The organism is Ferruginibacter albus, assembly GCF_020042285.1.
GTDB classification, from domain to species: domain Bacteria; phylum Bacteroidota; class Bacteroidia; order Chitinophagales; family Chitinophagaceae; genus Ferruginibacter; species Ferruginibacter albus.
In genome coordinates, this window is record NZ_CP083388.1 from 561,533 (window position 1) to 576,821 (window position 15,289).

Consider the following 15,289-nt stretch of genomic DNA (forward strand, 5'->3'; position numbering starts at 1 on the left):
GTTCTTATTTTAAATCACATTTGCAATTTGTATTGCTACTCTTTCGCCGTCCATTGCAGCGCTAACAATACCGCCTGCGTAGCCTGCACCTTCTCCACAAGGATATAGGTTTTTTAATTGAGGATGCGTAAGTAATGCAGCATCTCTTGGAATACGCACGGGAGATGATGTTCTGCTTTCTGTAGCTACTACAACAGCATCATTGGTAAAATAGCCTTTCATCTTTTTACCAAATTCAATAAATGCTTTTGATAAAGATCGATGGATGAAATCAGGCAATACTTCTTTTAATGAAACAGAAGCCAGTCCGGGTAAATAAGAAGAACCAGGTAATGAGGAAGAAAGCTTGTTATTACTAAGATCAGTCATGCGTTGCGCAGGAGCAACAAATTTTCCTCCGCCTGCAGTAAAAGCCTTTTGTTCCACTACTTGTTGAAACTGCATTAACGCCAATGGGCTATCAATTTGGAATTTAGAATCTGTATTTTGAAGTTTGTTATTTTGAATTTGTGATTTCAAAAACTGTACAGCTTCTTCAACTTCCACCTGAACTACCATTCCACTATTTGCATATGGATTATTTCTTTTAGATGGACTCCAGCCGTTTACCACCAGTTCATTTGGACCTGTTGCCGCAGGCGCAATAATTCCACCCGGGCACATACAAAAAGAGAACACTCCTTTATTATTTACCTGTTGAACCAAACTGTAGGATGACGGCGGTAAATTTTCATCTCTAACTAAGCAATGATATTGAATAGAATCAATTAAGCTTTGCGGGTGTTCAATACGAACGCCCAACGCAAAAGGTTTTGCCTCTATTAAAATATTCTTGCTGTGCAATAATTCAAAAATATCTCTTGCTGAATGTCCGGTTGCCAATATAATTGCATCTGCTTTAAATATAGAACCATCCTGTGTTTTAACAGCAACGATTTTTTCTTTATCAACAACAAAATCAGTAAATTTTTTTTCAAATAATACTTCGCCTCCGCAATCAATAATTTGTTGACGCATGGCGGTAATAATATGAGGTAATTTGTTAGTGCCAATATGCGGATGAGCTTCGTATAAAATTTTTTCTTCGGCACCAAAATGCACGAACAGGTTTAATATTCGGTTGATATCGCCACGCTTATTGCTGCGTGTATATAGTTTTCCATCGCTATAAGTGCCTGCACCACCTTCACCAAAACAATAATTACTTTCAGAGTTTACAATCCCTTCTTTATTTAACGCAGCCAGGTCTCTTCTTCTTGCCCGTACTTCTTTTCCTCTTTCTAAAATAATAGGTTGTATACCCAATTCAATTAATTGCAAGGCTGCAAACAAGCCCGCGGGTCCAGCACCCACAATAATTACTTTTTTATCGGCAGAATGAACATCTTTAAAATTAAATGGAAGAGAAGGGCGTTGTTGGTAAGGTTCATCAATAAATGCATTCACCGTAAGGTTGATCCAAATGGTTTTACTTCTTGCATCAATTGATCTTTTCTCAATAAAAAAACCGGTTATTGACTTTTCTTTTTTACCGGCAGTCTTTGCTATTAATGTTTTTACAACATCATTATTAGCAGCCTCGGAAGGTAATAATTTAAAGGAGAATTTTTGTTGCATGATAAACGCCGGATTTCAATTCCGGAAATTTAATTAGTGAATGGGTAATGGTGGATAATAAAATCTTCAAAAGTATTTAAACCAACGTGTTTTCACTATTGGCTATTCACCATTCACTTTTAGAATGGCAAATCATCTACTGCATCAGGCGATGTAGCAGAAAAAGTATCCAATGGTTCTAAATATTCATTATTGGTTTGCGGCGCAGCTTCGGCATTGCCTGCTTTTAAAGACTGTTCAATACGCCACGCATCCAGGTTAGTTATATAATTAACCTTTCCGTCTTTTTCCCAACGGCTACCTTTTATATTGAAATGTACTTTTATCTCATCGCCTACATTTACTCTGTCAACAATGGCTGTTTTATCCTGCACGCATTGAAACTTTACAAAATTTGAAATGGTCCTGTCACCGATTATGTCCGATTTCTCTACCACAAATTCTCTTGTTTTAAAAGTGCCTGTGCGCTGCACTGTATCATATTTAGCAACCAATTTGCCGCTTAATTCGTAACTCATAGTTTGTAATTGAAGGGTCAAAAGTAATTTTATTCTTTCACAAAAATCCAACGAGTTTTCCCACTTCAAATTTGCATACGATGCAACAAATTCTTATCCACACTCCTTATTAAACTCATCCTGTTTTTTAGTAAAGATTTAAAAAATAAAAAATAAAATTCAAAATAGGTGTAAAAATATTTGAATATCTTTTGTTCCTGAAATCGAAAAGAAGTTTTTCGTATTTGGTAAATAGCTCTAAATGGCTAAAATCCTTTATAGACAAAGAATTTGGTCAAAAGCCATCGTAAATTTTTTATAAAAAACCGGAGAAAAAAAAGGCTATATTTGGAAAAGTTGGTTGCAAATCTCTGAGAAGAAAAAAAATAAATTTTTCAAAATCCCATTCTGCTATTGCAAGTAAAAAAACAAGTGAATAAAAAATTTTTTTTTCAACAAATAAATTTGATATTCGCTGTCTTGCTCAATAAATTTGATTCAATGCATTTTGGAAAAAATATTTGAGTTTTTTAGGAAAAAATATTTACTCAACATAAATTAATTGCTTAAGGAATAATGGAGAAAGTTTTTGATAAAGTATGGTCGAACTGTTTGGATATAATCAAAGACATTGTTGAGTGGCAGCATTTCAAAACCTGGTTTGAACCAATCAAACCGGTAGCTCTTAAAGACAAAGTACTTACAATACAAGTTCCAAGTCAATTCTTTTTTGAGTATCTTGAAGAACATTATATAAGCTTATTAGCTAAAACGCTTAAAAGAGAGTTGGGGAAAGATGCCCGTTTGGAGTATCGTATAATGGTTGACAGTGGAAACAGTAAAAACAAACCCCTTACAGTAGATGTACCGGGTCAGGGATATAAATCATATTCAAACAACGAAATGGATTTTCCTTTAGTTATAAATAACCCCGTTAAAAACCCATTTGTGATTCCGGGTTTAAAAAAGATGCAGATTGATCCGCAGCTTAACAGCGCCTATACATTCGATTCTTTTATTGAGGGCGATTGTAACAGGGTGGCGAGAAGAGCGGGTAAAACTGTTTCTGAAAAACCGGGAGGAACTTCTTTTAATCCATTGGTGATTTATGGTGGTGTTGGTTTGGGAAAAACACATTTGGCACAATCAATCGGCAATGAAGTAAAAAGATTGCATGCTAACAAAGTGGTATTATATGTAAGCTCTGAAAAATTTATCAACCAGTTTATTGACCACAGTCGTAATAATGCCATCAACGATTTTATACATTTTTATCAAATGATAGATGTATTAATTATAGATGACGTACAATTCTTCAGCAGGGCAGAAAAATCACAGGACGCATTCTTCTCTATATTCAATCATTTACATCAAAGCGGTAAACAATTAATATTAACTACTGATAAGCCACCAAAAGACCTGGAAGGTGTTCAGGAACGTTTGTTAAGTCGCTTCCGCTGGGGTTTAAGTGCTGATCTGCAATCTCCGGATTACGAAACCAAGATTGAGATTTTGGAGAAGAAGATGAAGAACGATGGTTTGGATATGCCGAAGGAAGTTGTAAAGTACATTGCTTACAATATTAATAGTAACGTACGTGAACTGGAAGGTGCATTGATATCCTTGTTGGCACAATCTTCGCTCAACAAAAGAGAGATAGACTTAGAATTAGCTAAGAAAGTGTTACGGAATTTTGTCAAATCATCCAGCAAAGAAATTACCATTGATACCATTCAAAAAATGGTATGTGAGTATTTTGATGTTCCGTACGATAAGTTGTTACAAAAAACCCGCAAGCGTGAAATTGTACAAGCCCGCCAGATAACAATGTTCCTTGCAAAAGCATTCACTAAAAATTCATTGAAAACAATCGGTGAACATTTTGGAGGAAGAGATCATACTACAGTAATACACAGTTGTCAAACCGTTAAAGATCTAATGGATACGGATAGCTTGTTTAAAGAAAGCGTATTAGAGCTACAGCAGAAAGTTCAGTTGGCAGCCATGTAATCCCTATAAATTACAGATAACATATTTCAAATTCCAAATTCCAGAGCCTTTGCATCTTGGAATTTGGAATTTGTCTTTTTGGAATTTAGTTTTTTTTATTTTCCATTTCTTTCAATTTGTTTTGGGTATTACGTTGTTGAATTGTATTTTTGCCACCCTTAATTATTCAGGACTTTGGAGAGGTGCCTGAGTGGCCGAAAGGAACGGTTTGCTAAATCGTCGTACGGGTAACACTGTACCGTGGGTTCGAATCCCACCCTCTCCGCAAGAATAAAGATCTTTTTACCGGTTTAATGTTCGGGATGTAGCGTAGCCCGGTTATCGCGCCTGGTTTGGGACCAGGAGGTCGCAAGTTCGAATCTTGCCATCCCGACAAAATCAAAAAGCCTTTGCATTTATGCAAGGGCTTTGTTGTTTAAGTCTTGTAACGTCTCTATTATTTTTACAACTCAGTTTTATTATCCGAGTAATTTAATCTACAAATCATAGGCAAGTATCTTTTCGCATTCTCACCAGTAACTGCATAAGGCGTCTCTTTTGGTTTGGTATCGCTGAAGGCGAGATTAAAAAATGCGTAGCATATTTTTTTAAAGAAGCAAAAGCAGCGCCGTTGCAGTTACGCAGCCTCGCCGGCTGTGGAGGCGAAAGCTTTAAAATTTTATGGTAGTTATATACAGTGGAATCTTTTATCAAAGCGATAGTTACAAAATCCCTTCATCAGCAAAGCTGTAATAACCATCCTCACTCACAATAATATGGTCTATTATTTTTATATCGAAAAATTTAGCAGCTTCTTTGATCTTATAGGTCAGTTCTTCATCAGCCCTGCTGGGTCGTAAGTTTCCCGATGGATGATTATGACATAACACCAATGAAGTAGCATTTTCTTCCAATGCTTTTTTCAATATTATTCTCGGGTCTGCAACAGTTCCGGTAATGCCGCCTTTACTAATAATTTCGAAGTGATTTATTTTATTCGCCTGGTTTAAAAACAACACAGCAAACACTTCATAGTTATAATCTTTAATAATTGTTTGCAGGTAAGCAGCAATTTCCCTGCTGCTTTTCACAACAGGTTTATTCAACACCAAAGCTCCATGCCTTCTTCTCCCTAATTCTAGTGCAGCCGCAATGGTAATAGCTTTTGCTTCACCAATGCCTTTTACTTTTTGCAAGTCTTTCAAGGTAAGTTTTCCTAATTCATTCAGATTATTATCACCCAATTGCAATACTTCTTTTGCCAGGTCTACAGCAGATCTTTCTTTGCTGCCGTTATTGATCAATATTGCCAGTAGTTCTGAATCACTTAATGATATTGCGCCTTTTAATAAAAGTTTTTCTCTTGGCCGGTCATCAATTGCCCAGTTTTTAATAGACGTGGAAGCTTTGTTGAAATTTTTCATCACTAATAATTTAAACATCGTTATTTAATAATAATTTCGCACCACCTTATTACAATTACTCTTATTATGGAATCCAACGTAAAACTTTTCTCCGGCACTGGCTCTCGATATTTAGCAGAAAAAATCGCAAAAAAATTTGGCGAACCTTTAGGTAAGGTTAACATCCAAACTTTTAGTGACGGTGAAATAGGAGTAGAGTTCCAGGAAAGCATACGTGGACAATTTGTGTTTTTAATTCAAAGCACTTTTGCACCCACCGATAATATGATGGAATTGTTGTTGATGATTGATGCAGCAAAAAGGGCTTCGGCATATAAAGTAATTGCAGTTATTCCTTATTACGGTTATGCAAGACAAGACCGGAAAGATCGTCCACGAGTTGCAATCGGTTCTAAGTTGGTAGCTAATATGCTTACTGCAGCCGGCGCAGACAGAGTGATCACAATGGATCTACATGCTCCGCAAATTCAAGGCTATTTTGATATTCCGGTTGATCATCTCGAATCTTCAGCCATCTTCATTCCTTATATTGAAGATTTAAAATTATCCAACCTAACCTTTGCAGCACCTGATGTTGGTAGTGCCAATCGTATTCGTGAGATCGCTTCTTATTTTGAAGTGGAAATGGTTATCTGCGATAAGCACCGCAAACGTGCCAACGAAATTGCCAGCATGGTGGTAATTGGCGATGTTACAGATAAAGACATTGTACTTATTGACGACATTTGTGATACCGGTGGTACATTGGCTAAAAGCGCCGGATTATTAAAAGAAAAAGGAGCCCGCAGTGTTCGTGCTTTTTGTACGCATCCGGTGTTAAGCGGCAAGGCTTATGATAATATCAACAACAGTGTGTTGGAAGAGCTGGTTGTTTCCGACACTATTCCTTTAAAACAAGAGACAGGTAAAATAAAAGTAGTATCTACGGATGACCTATTTGCTACAGCTATTCGGAATGCTTTTGAAAATAAAAGCATCAACAGTCTTTTTCTTCGCAGCATGAGAGAGAAGAAGTAATTTCTTTTGGGCTGTCAACTTTAGTACATATTGAACACTGGTTCGGGCTGTTCGCTGCAAGTCCGCCACGGCCCAACGCACAAATCCTCAGCGGGCTTTCCGCTTCCATCCCCCAGCCTATCAGCGGAAATGCCAAAAATCAACAAACCCTTGCAGATTCTGCCTTGGCGATTAAATAAATCGTAGATCGTACGTCATAAACCGTAAATTTTCCTTACTTTTGCGCCTCATTAAAATTTTTAAAATGAAAACGATTACAATCGAAGGACAAATCAGGACCGAATTTGGCAAAGCAGCCACCCGCCAACTTCGCTCTGAGGAAAAAGTGCCAGCTGTAATTTATGGAGGTGCACAGGAGGTTAACTTTTCAGCTCCTGCAGCGGCATTTAAAAGCGTGGTGTATACACCCGATTTTACGGTTATTGATGTACAAGTAGGTGGTAAATCACACAAATGCGTGCTAAAAGATCTGCAATTTGACAAAGTAACTGACTCATTAGCTCACGTTGACTTTTTAGAATTAGTAGAAGACAAAAAAGTAGTAGTAACCTTGCCTATTAAATTTGTAGGTACTCCTGCCGGCGTAAAAGCGGGTGGTAAATTGGTTACTAAGATCAAATCGTTGAAAGTAAAATTGTATCCAAAAGATTTGCGTGAAAACATTGAAGTGGATATTTCGGCATTAGAATTAAACGGTAACGTTCGTGTAGAAGATGTAAAAGCAGAAAACGTAGAGATCATGAACTCTCCTCGTATTCCTATTGCATCCGTAACATTAACGCGTCAGCTGAAACAGGAAGAAGCTGCTGCTCCAAAAGCAGAAGCTGCAAAAGCACCTGCTGCTGCTGCACCTGCTGCGAAAAAATAAATCTAATTTTTTCTTATACAAGCCCCGTTCTGCGGGGCTTTTTTAATAATATCAATTAAGGTAAACTATTAAACCATAAACGGTTAAACTTAATTAACTTGCGCACTTAAATTTTAAATATGGGATTTGATAGAAATACGATAATAGGATTTGTGCTGATAGGGTTATTAATGGCTGGCTTCTTTTATTTCAACATGAAAGACCAGAATGCTTACGAAGCAAAACAAAAAATAATGGCGGATTCTATTGCACAGGTGCAAAGACAAGTAGCAATAAGAGATTCTGTTGCCTATTTAAAAAATCATCCTAAACAAGATAGTGTTAAAGCAGCAGGACCCATAAATGTTTTTAAAAAACAGGATAATGCAGTTGAACAATTAAGTGTATTGGAAAATGCGGTAGTTAAAATAACATTTACCAATAAGGGAGCACAGCCTAAATCGGTTGAACTAAAAAAGTATAAAACCTTTGATGGTAAACCGGTAATATTATTAAACAACGACTCTTCTAACTTTTCTTATAGAATAAATTCGGGAGATGGTGGAACTGCATCAATAAATGATCTCAGTTTTTCAAACGGAGTTGTAACAACCAACGCGGATAAAAGTCAAAATATTTCCTTTAGCTTAAAAGATTCAAGCGGTAAAGAAATAACACATCAATATACATTACATGCTGATGATTATTTGCTGGATTTTTCTCTTGGAATAAATGGAGCTGATAAATTAGTTACACAAAATACGTTGAATCTTTCATGGCAGGTAAGAGCAACACAGATTGAAAAAGATGTTCATTATGAAAGACAGCAAATGCAGGTTGGCTATTTAACTGATGACAAATACGATTTTGAACGAGGTACAGGCATTGGTGAAAAAACTTTTGAAAAGCCGGTTGACTGGTTAAGCGTTAAACAACAATTCTTTATTACGGCATTAGCAGATAAAAATAAATTTCAAAGCGCTACTATTGATTGGCGAGCACCTCTTGTTGATGATTCCGGTACCACCTTATTACAATCAACAGCTAATTTGCATCTGCCCTTAAATGGCAGCACTGCTGCTGTTCCCTTACAATTTTATTTTGGACCAAGCGATTATCATGTATTGAACAAGTATAATAATGGTATGTCTCAAATTGTACCTTACGGAAGCGGACTGTTTGCATTTGTAAAATATATTAATCGCCATGTATTATTACCGGTGTTTGATTTCTTAAAAGATCATGTGGTTAGCATGGGTGTGGTAATTCTTTTGTTGACTTTATTTATCCGCATCCTTACATCGCCAATCTTATATAAGAGTTATGTTAGTGGCGCTAAAATGAAAGCATTAAAACCGGAGATCGATAAGTTAAAGGAAAAATACGGCAGTGATCAACAGGCAATGAGCATGGAGCAAATGAAGCTTTGGAAAAGTGCAGGAGTAAGCCCGTTAGGAGGTTGTTTGCCGGCAGTGCTGCAGATTCCCATCTTTATGTCATTATACTATTTCTTCCAATCTAATATTGATTTACGTGGACAATCGTTTTGGTGGGCGAAAGATCTGGCGTCGTATGATGTAATTGCCAAACTTCCTTTTTCTATTCCTTTCTATGGAGATCATGTAAGCTTATTTACATTAACGGCAGTCGCAACAAGTTTATTGATCTCAATATATGGAATGGCTAACATGCAGGATAATTCAAATCCTGCTATGAAGTACATGCCTTACATTTTTCCTGTTTTATTATTAGGAGTATTTAATAGATTACCTGCAGCGTTAACATGGTATTACACCATTTCAAACTCAATAACACTTATTCTCCAGGTTGTAATTCAGAAATATATTATTGACCACAATAAGATATTAGCACAAATAGAAGAGAACCGTAAAAAGCCTGTAAAAATGAGCAAGCTGCAGCAGCGTATCCAGGAAATGCAGGAAAGCAACAAAAAAGCGCAGGACAATTTAAATAAGCGTAAAGGAAATATCTAATTCACTTCCTGTTAAATATTTACGACCTGTAAACTATTGTATTGTTTACGGGTCTTTTTATTATTACTATCTTTAAGGTAATAAGTTAAAAATGAAAAAAATTATACTATTAGGAGCAAGTCTTTTCTTTCTTAAATATCAATTGTTCTCTCAGAAAACGCTTTCAGAAGGAACGATCTCTTATACTACTTACATTAAAAATGCTGATAAAGGAAATGCTGTTACAGACAGTGCCACAACTACCATATATATTAAAGGTGGCTTAAGTCGTGTTGACCTGGTAAATGCTTTGGGTAACGAAACTACCATACACAATGCAAAAGATGGAAGCAGTGTGATTTTAAAACAATACAGCGGACAAAAGCTAATGATCACACTAACAAAAGATAACTGGGATGATAAGTTTAAAAAGTTTACCGGTGTAACATTTAAAACTACTGCCGAAACTAAAAAGATCAATGGTTATACCTGTAAGCAGGCAACGGCACAATTAGAAAATGGAACCTCAATAACAGTTTACTATACAACAGACATAACAGTCTTTGATAAGGAATATGAGCCTTTATTTAAAAATATTCCCGGTCTACCTGTTCAATATGAGTTTCAAAAAGGTAAAATGACGTTCTTATATACATTGTCTTCTATAGATTTTAGTCCCGTTGCTACTGCTAAATTTGATATCCCAAAATCAGGTTACCGGGTAATGACCTACGATGAAAGTCAACAGAAATAGTAATAAAAAAGCCCTCGATTTGAGGGCTTTAAAATGACTTTTAGTAAGCAATTATTTTGGCTGAATTACTAATTTGAAACCGGTATAACCTTTACTGCTTTCAGGCATTAGTATTTTGTGTTTGTAAGGAATAATATAAGTTGTATTCCCTTTTTGGTAAGTAACTATCGAGTTTTCAATAATGGAACTTCCAATAGTCTGAGTACCAGTCAAAAAGCTACCTTTATATTTTAAGCCTGATTTCAGGTTAAATAAAATCGAATTTCTTAAACTTGTAGTTGTGGTAATGTTAAGAGCAGCGGTAGCGGACTTTTTCTTATTCTTCTTGCCTGAGCCTCTATCAGTTATAGCAGCCTGAACAGTGCAGAACACCAAAGTCACCAAAAGCATCGTTGAGAATAATCTGTTCATCTAGATTAAATTTTACGTTACAAATATATTAAAACTTTACGGATTTGGCCCTAAGAGTTATCAATTTTTTTGACATTTTTTTAACCATTTTATTTAAAATAGTTAAAATATTGCTCGATATTTTAAATTTCATTAATTTACAGTAATCCAAGTCAACATGAGTAAATATCCATATCGCCAGGACAGGGAAGAAATGAGGGAATTACTGAACCAGTACCAAAACCTCAAAAACGGGAAAGCCCACTCCTTTATCGAGGAAGATTCTTTTGAAAAGATCATCGATTACTTTGACGAGAAAGATCAGCTAAAAGACGCTATTGAGGCGGCTGATTACGCTATTGAACAATATCCTTATTCCTCCTCTTTATTAATTAAAAAGGCAGATCTGCTCATTGCCAATAAACAATACAAAGAATCACTCTATTATTTGGGAAAAGCAGAAGTGCTGGATGTAAGTGATATCAATTTATATATATTAAAAACGGATGCCTATCTCGCCCTGGACCAGCAGGAAAAAGCTGCTGTCGTTTTGGAGGCTGCATTAGATTATTTCAGCGGTGATGAGCGCCTGGAGTTATTATTTGAATTGGCAGATGTGTACGATGACTACGAAAATTTTGAAAAAGTATTTGATTGCCTCAAAATGATTTTGGAGCAAGACCCCAATAATGAAGAGGCTTTGTATAAAATTTGTTTCTGGACTGATTTTACAGGCAGAAATGAAGAAGGTATCCGGCTGCATCAAAAAATAATTGATGATTATCCATTTAGTGAATTGGCATGGTTTAACCTGGCTGCAGCTTACCAGGGGATAAAACTTTATGAAAAAGCAATTGATGCCTATCAATATGCAGTAGCTATTGACGAAAAGTTTGATTATGCATGGCGTAATATGGGCGATGCTTATCTGCGTTTGAGAAAATACAAAGAAGCCATTGAAGCACTGCAAAAAGTATTGGAATTGTCACGTCCGGAAGACGTTATTTATGAAGCAATAGGGCATTGTTACGATAAGATGCAGAATTATGCCCAGGCAAGATTTCATTACAGAAAAGCAGTGCATTTAAACCAGGAAGATAGTCAACTACATTATAAAATAGCTTGTACGTATATGAACGAAAGTGAGTGGGAGCGGGCTATTAAAAGCCTGGAAGCAGCTATGCGTATTCACCCTTCTCAATCTGAATATAATTTAGCAATGGGACAATGTTACAGCGAATCAGGAAAAGTAGAAGAAGCTATTCAATATTTTGCGCAGGCATTAAAAATAAAACCTAAAAATGTCAATTACTGGCTGGAATTATTACGTTTTCTGTACAAATCAGACTGTTTTGAAGAAGGCGTTGAATATACAGATTATGCTATAAAACAAACAGCAGATAAGCCCATATTCCTATTTTATAAAAGCGCTTTTCTGTTCGCATTAGGTAAATCAAAAGAGGCGTTACTACAATTGGAAGAAGGAATGGCGAAAGCCCCTAAACTTATTAAGAAATTAATTGAATTAAATCCTGCTATATTGCAAAGTCAGCCGGTGGTTGATATTATTGCACGCTTTAAAAGAAATAAATCCATTTAATAATCATTAGTCCACTAATTTAATAGGGTTGTTAATTGCTTTAACAATGATGGTAGATTGCATTGTAGTGGTTATCTTTGCCGCACTTTTAAAAAAATCAGATGAGCATGAATTTTAATCTTACACAGATGCCTCAACGTAATCAAAGGCCTCGTACTCATGGCATTACTATGGTGATGGATAAAGGCTTAAGCATTGGAGAGGCAAAAAACTTCATGAGTATTGCTCACCCTCATGTTGATATTGTAAAGTTGGGATTTGGAACTTCTTTTGTTACACCTAATCTTAAAGAAAAGCTGGAAGTATATCGTTCATATGATATTCCGGTATATTTTGGCGGTACTTTGTTTGAAGCTTTTTTAGTTCGCAACCAGTTTAATGATTACATAAATGTTTGTAAAGAATTTGGGATCTCTTACATGGAAGTGAGTGATGGTTCTATTACAATTCCCCATGCAGAAAAATGCGCTTATATTGAAAAACTTACTAAGCATGGAACGGTATTAAGCGAAGTTGGAAGTAAAGATGCTGCACATATTATTCCTCCTTATAAATGGATCGAATTAATGAAAGCTGAACTGGAAGCGGGCTCCAGCTATGTTATTGCAGAAGCAAGAGAATCGGGGAATGTTGGCATTTATAGAGGTTCAGGCGAAGTGAGGGAAGGCCTGGTGCAGGAAATTTTAACTCAGATCCCGGAAGAAAAAATATTGTGGGAAGCTCCTCAAAAAGAACAACAATTGTATTTTTTAGAATTGATCGGTTGCAATGTAAACCTTGGCAATATAGCACCTTCGGAAGTAATTGCATTAGAAGCAATGCGTGTTGGTTTACGCGGAGACTCTTTCCATTTGTATCTTAATAAAGAAAATGCTTAATGAAGCTTTACGGTTTAATAGGTTATCCACTGGGGCATTCTTTTTCAAAAGAATATTTTACTAAAAAATTTGAAAGAGAAAACCTTACTGATTGTTCCTTTGAAGCTTTTCCTATACCAACTATTGAAGAATTCCCGGCGTTAATAAAAAACAATCCTTCATTAAAAGGTTTAAGCGTAACTATTCCCTACAAAGAGCAGGTTTTACAATACATTACAGAACTTTCAGACGAAGTAAAATTTATTGGCGCTACCAATAGTATTAAAATAAGCGGTGATAAATTAATTGGCTATAATACAGATATTATAGGTTTTGAACAATCGTTCTCCAGGCATTTAAAACCTCACCATAAAAAGGCATTGATATTAGGCACGGGCGGTGCGGCAAAAGCTGTACAATATGTGTTGCAAAAATTGAATATTGAATTTTTAACAGTAACCCGAAATGCTGAACTGAAGCATGGTTTCATCAATTACTCTTCCATAAACGAAGTTATAGGTAAGGAATATACAGTAATCATTAATTGTTCACCGGTTGGCACTTTTCCTAATGCAGATGTTTGCCCTGACATACCTTATAGCTTATTAACTTCTGATCATTATTTATTTGATCTGGTATATAATCCTGCTAAAACATTATTCTTACAAAAAGGAGAAGAGAAGGGCACAGCTATTCAAAACGGATACGATATGTTGGTGTTACAGGCAGAAGCAAGCTGGAAGATCTGGAATAGTTAATTCATAAGAATTGATTTTAAGCTCTCAGGTACAGCAACTACTTTCTTACTAGTATAATCGTAACAGATCATTCCTGTTTTAGCATTTGCCAATAAAACGTTTTCATCATTTCTTTTGGCAGATAATTGATAATACAATTCAAATCCAACTCTTGATATTTCTCCCGCAGATAATTTTATTTCAACGATATCTCCGTAAAAAGATTCACTCTTAAATTCAATAGCCAGGTCAGCCATTATCAATCCGCAGCCACCAACGTTTAGCTCGCTTAGGTCATGTTGTTGTAGCCATTGTACTCTTGCTTCATGAAGAATAGAAATAAATGAATCGTTGCCTACATGATTGCCGTAATTCAAGTCCGTTATACGTACAGGAATGGTAACAGTTCCAATTGCAGCGGAAGGTATTTCTATTTTAACTCTAGCCATTTTAATCAAACATTTTGTGTCAAAAAATCAATCAGTTTCTTCATCGCTTTTTTACGATGACTAAATAAATTCTTTTCTTCCATTTCCATTTCAGCAAAAGTTTTTTCGCTTCCGGCAGGAATAAAAATCGGGTCATACCCGAAGCCGTTAGTTCCTCTTTTCTCATCAATGATCTTTCCTTTACATATTCCTTCAAACTGATGTTCAATTCCGTTTTGTATTAACGAAATCACAGTTCTAAATTGAGCTTTCTTATTGTCAACATCTTTTAAATTCAATAATAATTTTTGAACGTTATCTTCAAAAGCCGCATGCTCACCGGCATAACGGGCGCTTCTAACTCCAGGTTCGCCGTTTAATGCTTCTACTTCCAGGCCGGTATCTTCACTAAAACAGTTCTTGCCGGTAAGCGTATAAATGGTAGAAGATTTTTCAGTAGCGTTCGCTTCCAATGTATTATGCGGTTCAGGAATATCTATATCAATGCCTGCTTCTTTTAAAGTAACTATATCAAACAAATTGCCTAATACTTTTCTTACTTCATTTACTTTATTCTGATTATTGGTAGCAAAAATTAATTTCTCCATTATATAAATATTCAGATGGTATCCGTTGTGTGAAACAAATTAAATTGAAAACACTTTTTTAAGACAGTTCCACAAATTCATTTTTTCTGCTTTGTCATTTTGCAGATTAATTAACGAAGCAGCAGCTAAATAAACCTGGTTATTATACGATTGTAGTTGATAAACCGGAAAAGCAATTGGCAGATCAATGACAGATGTTTCGATGCCAAAAAGAAAAACCTTTTCTGCCTTTAATTCGTCAACTATCGACTTATAAGTAAGTCCTTTGTTTTTCTCAACATTAACAATGGACACATCTTCCATTGTTAACTTGCAAGCAGATAAAATACCTAATAAAAAATTCAACTGTTCGTCCGGTAGATATAGTGCTTCTTTATCAGCAACCAAAATGGTAATTCGCTTATTGTTTTTACCTAATGATGAAATTTCTTTTGCAGTAGCAACAGAAGCACTCGTTTGCTTTACCTCAAATTCATTCAGAGATTTTTTATACAAATCCTGCAACACTATTGATGGTAATTGAATGTTATCTAAGCTCATTAGCGTAATTT

Annotated in this window: 15 protein-coding genes and 2 tRNA genes; 10 read left to right on the forward strand and 7 right to left on the reverse strand. The window is 35.8% G+C overall.

Going from position 1 to position 15,289, the window contains the following annotated elements:
• Nucleotides 1-9 precede the first annotated feature (9 nt).
• On the reverse strand, nucleotides 10-1,617 hold the full coding sequence (locus K9M53_RS02535) for an NAD(P)/FAD-dependent oxidoreductase (protein ID WP_224017702.1): 1,608 nt from the start codon (nucleotides 1,615-1,617) through the stop codon (nucleotides 10-12).
• A 119-nt stretch (nucleotides 1,618-1,736) separates the two neighbouring features.
• Nucleotides 1,737-2,135, reverse strand: a complete 399-nt coding sequence (locus K9M53_RS02540; protein WP_224017704.1) for a DUF3127 domain-containing protein — start codon at nucleotides 2,133-2,135, stop codon at nucleotides 1,737-1,739.
• Between the two features lie 555 nt (nucleotides 2,136-2,690).
• Here K9M53_RS02540 and dnaA point away from each other — a divergent pair.
• The 3 genes from dnaA to K9M53_RS02555 all read left to right on the forward strand — a co-directional run bounded on the left by dnaA (nucleotide 2,691) and on the right by K9M53_RS02555 (nucleotide 4,497).
• Nucleotides 2,691-4,124, forward strand: coding sequence for a chromosomal replication initiator protein DnaA (dnaA, locus tag K9M53_RS02545; RefSeq protein WP_224017706.1), 1,434 nt, complete (start codon nucleotides 2,691-2,693; stop codon nucleotides 4,122-4,124).
• Between the two features lie 176 nt (nucleotides 4,125-4,300).
• Nucleotides 4,301-4,389, forward strand: a tRNA-Ser gene (locus K9M53_RS02550).
• A gap of 33 nt (nucleotides 4,390-4,422) precedes the next feature.
• Nucleotides 4,423-4,497 (forward strand) — tRNA-Pro (locus K9M53_RS02555).
• Nucleotides 4,498-4,825: 328 nt separating this feature from the next.
• Here K9M53_RS02555 and radC read toward each other — a convergent pair.
• Nucleotides 4,826-5,527 carry a RadC family protein gene (gene radC / locus K9M53_RS02560; RefSeq protein ID WP_224017708.1) on the reverse strand — a complete coding sequence of 234 codons (702 nt, stop codon included), beginning with the start codon at nucleotides 5,525-5,527 and terminating at the stop codon, nucleotides 4,826-4,828.
• 66 nt (nucleotides 5,528-5,593) lie between these two features.
• Between radC and K9M53_RS02565 the strand changes: the two genes are divergently transcribed.
• From K9M53_RS02565 to K9M53_RS02580, 4 genes are all read left to right on the forward strand, one after another.
• Nucleotides 5,594-6,544 carry a ribose-phosphate pyrophosphokinase gene (locus K9M53_RS02565; protein ID WP_224017710.1) on the forward strand — a complete coding sequence of 317 codons (951 nt, stop codon included), beginning with the start codon at nucleotides 5,594-5,596 and terminating at the stop codon, nucleotides 6,542-6,544.
• Nucleotides 6,545-6,788: 244 nt separating this feature from the next.
• Complete coding sequence (locus K9M53_RS02570; RefSeq protein ID WP_224017712.1) at nucleotides 6,789-7,412, forward strand: 50S ribosomal protein L25; 624 nt, start codon at nucleotides 6,789-6,791, stop codon at nucleotides 7,410-7,412.
• 119 nt (nucleotides 7,413-7,531) lie between these two features.
• Nucleotides 7,532-9,385 carry a membrane protein insertase YidC gene (gene yidC, locus K9M53_RS02575; protein WP_224017714.1) on the forward strand — a complete coding sequence of 618 codons (1,854 nt, stop codon included), beginning with the start codon at nucleotides 7,532-7,534 and terminating at the stop codon, nucleotides 9,383-9,385.
• Between the two features lie 91 nt (nucleotides 9,386-9,476).
• Nucleotides 9,477-10,118 (forward strand): hypothetical protein, encoded by a 642-nt coding sequence (locus K9M53_RS02580; RefSeq protein WP_224017717.1) that lies wholly within the window; start codon nucleotides 9,477-9,479, stop codon nucleotides 10,116-10,118.
• 51 nt (nucleotides 10,119-10,169) lie between these two features.
• Here the strand turns inward: K9M53_RS02580 and K9M53_RS02585 are convergent, their stop codons facing one another.
• On the reverse strand, nucleotides 10,170-10,529 hold the full coding sequence (locus K9M53_RS02585) for a hypothetical protein (RefSeq protein WP_224017719.1): 360 nt from the start codon (nucleotides 10,527-10,529) through the stop codon (nucleotides 10,170-10,172).
• Between the two features lie 157 nt (nucleotides 10,530-10,686).
• Between K9M53_RS02585 and K9M53_RS02590 the strand changes: the two genes are divergently transcribed.
• The 3 genes from K9M53_RS02590 (at nucleotide 10,687) to K9M53_RS02600 (ending at nucleotide 13,723) form a co-directional block, all read left to right on the forward strand.
• A complete protein-coding gene (locus tag K9M53_RS02590; RefSeq protein WP_224017721.1) occupies nucleotides 10,687-12,108 on the forward strand; it encodes a tetratricopeptide repeat protein in 1,422 nt (473 codons plus the stop codon).
• 107 nt (nucleotides 12,109-12,215) lie between these two features.
• Entirely contained in the window at nucleotides 12,216-12,986 is a 771-nt protein-coding gene (locus K9M53_RS02595; protein ID WP_224019168.1) for a phosphosulfolactate synthase, read from the forward strand.
• Entirely contained in the window at nucleotides 12,986-13,723 is a 738-nt protein-coding gene (locus K9M53_RS02600) for a shikimate dehydrogenase family protein (RefSeq protein ID WP_224017722.1), read from the forward strand. Before K9M53_RS02595 ends, K9M53_RS02600 begins: the two co-directional genes overlap by 1 nt.
• Here K9M53_RS02600 and K9M53_RS02605 read toward each other — a convergent pair.
• The 3 genes from K9M53_RS02605 to K9M53_RS02615 are packed head-to-tail and all read right to left on the reverse strand — an operon-like array spanning nucleotide 13,720 to nucleotide 15,278.
• On the reverse strand, nucleotides 13,720-14,151 hold the full coding sequence (locus K9M53_RS02605; RefSeq protein ID WP_224017723.1) for an acyl-CoA thioesterase: 432 nt from the start codon (nucleotides 14,149-14,151) through the stop codon (nucleotides 13,720-13,722). The genes K9M53_RS02600 and K9M53_RS02605 overlap by 4 nt on opposite strands.
• A gap of 5 nt (nucleotides 14,152-14,156) precedes the next feature.
• Nucleotides 14,157-14,738, reverse strand: coding sequence for an RdgB/HAM1 family non-canonical purine NTP pyrophosphatase (rdgB, locus tag K9M53_RS02610; protein ID WP_224017724.1), 582 nt, complete (start codon nucleotides 14,736-14,738; stop codon nucleotides 14,157-14,159).
• 39 nt (nucleotides 14,739-14,777) lie between these two features.
• Nucleotides 14,778-15,278, reverse strand: coding sequence for a hypothetical protein (locus tag K9M53_RS02615; protein ID WP_224017725.1), 501 nt, complete (start codon nucleotides 15,276-15,278; stop codon nucleotides 14,778-14,780).
• Nucleotides 15,279-15,289 lie beyond the last annotated feature (11 nt).

Coding starts and splice junctions, on each gene's coding strand:
- dnaA (WP_224017706.1), top strand. CDS start 2,691: ATGGAGAAAGTTTTTGATAAAGTATGGTCGAACTGTTTGGATATAATC.
- K9M53_RS02580 (WP_224017717.1), top strand. CDS start 9,477: ATGAAAAAAATTATACTATTAGGAGCAAGTCTTTTCTTTCTTAAATAT.
- K9M53_RS02540 (WP_224017704.1), bottom strand. CDS start 2,135: ATGAGTTACGAATTAAGCGGCAAATTGGTTGCTAAATATGATACAGTG.
- K9M53_RS02605 (WP_224017723.1), bottom strand. CDS start 14,151: ATGGCTAGAGTTAAAATAGAAATACCTTCCGCTGCAATTGGAACTGTT.
- K9M53_RS02595 (WP_224019168.1), top strand. CDS start 12,216: ATGAATTTTAATCTTACACAGATGCCTCAACGTAATCAAAGGCCTCGT.
- K9M53_RS02585 (WP_224017719.1), bottom strand. CDS start 10,529: ATGAACAGATTATTCTCAACGATGCTTTTGGTGACTTTGGTGTTCTGC.
- rdgB (WP_224017724.1), bottom strand. CDS start 14,738: ATGGAGAAATTAATTTTTGCTACCAATAATCAGAATAAAGTAAATGAA.
- K9M53_RS02570 (WP_224017712.1), top strand. CDS start 6,789: ATGAAAACGATTACAATCGAAGGACAAATCAGGACCGAATTTGGCAAA.
- K9M53_RS02590 (WP_224017721.1), top strand. CDS start 10,687: ATGAGTAAATATCCATATCGCCAGGACAGGGAAGAAATGAGGGAATTA.
- radC (WP_224017708.1), bottom strand. CDS start 5,527: ATGAAAAATTTCAACAAAGCTTCCACGTCTATTAAAAACTGGGCAATT.
- K9M53_RS02600 (WP_224017722.1), top strand. CDS start 12,986: ATGAAGCTTTACGGTTTAATAGGTTATCCACTGGGGCATTCTTTTTCA.
- K9M53_RS02565 (WP_224017710.1), top strand. CDS start 5,594: ATGGAATCCAACGTAAAACTTTTCTCCGGCACTGGCTCTCGATATTTA.
- K9M53_RS02535 (WP_224017702.1), bottom strand. CDS start 1,617: ATGCAACAAAAATTCTCCTTTAAATTATTACCTTCCGAGGCTGCTAAT.
- K9M53_RS02615 (WP_224017725.1), bottom strand. CDS start 15,278: ATGAGCTTAGATAACATTCAATTACCATCAATAGTGTTGCAGGATTTG.
- yidC (WP_224017714.1), top strand. CDS start 7,532: ATGGGATTTGATAGAAATACGATAATAGGATTTGTGCTGATAGGGTTA.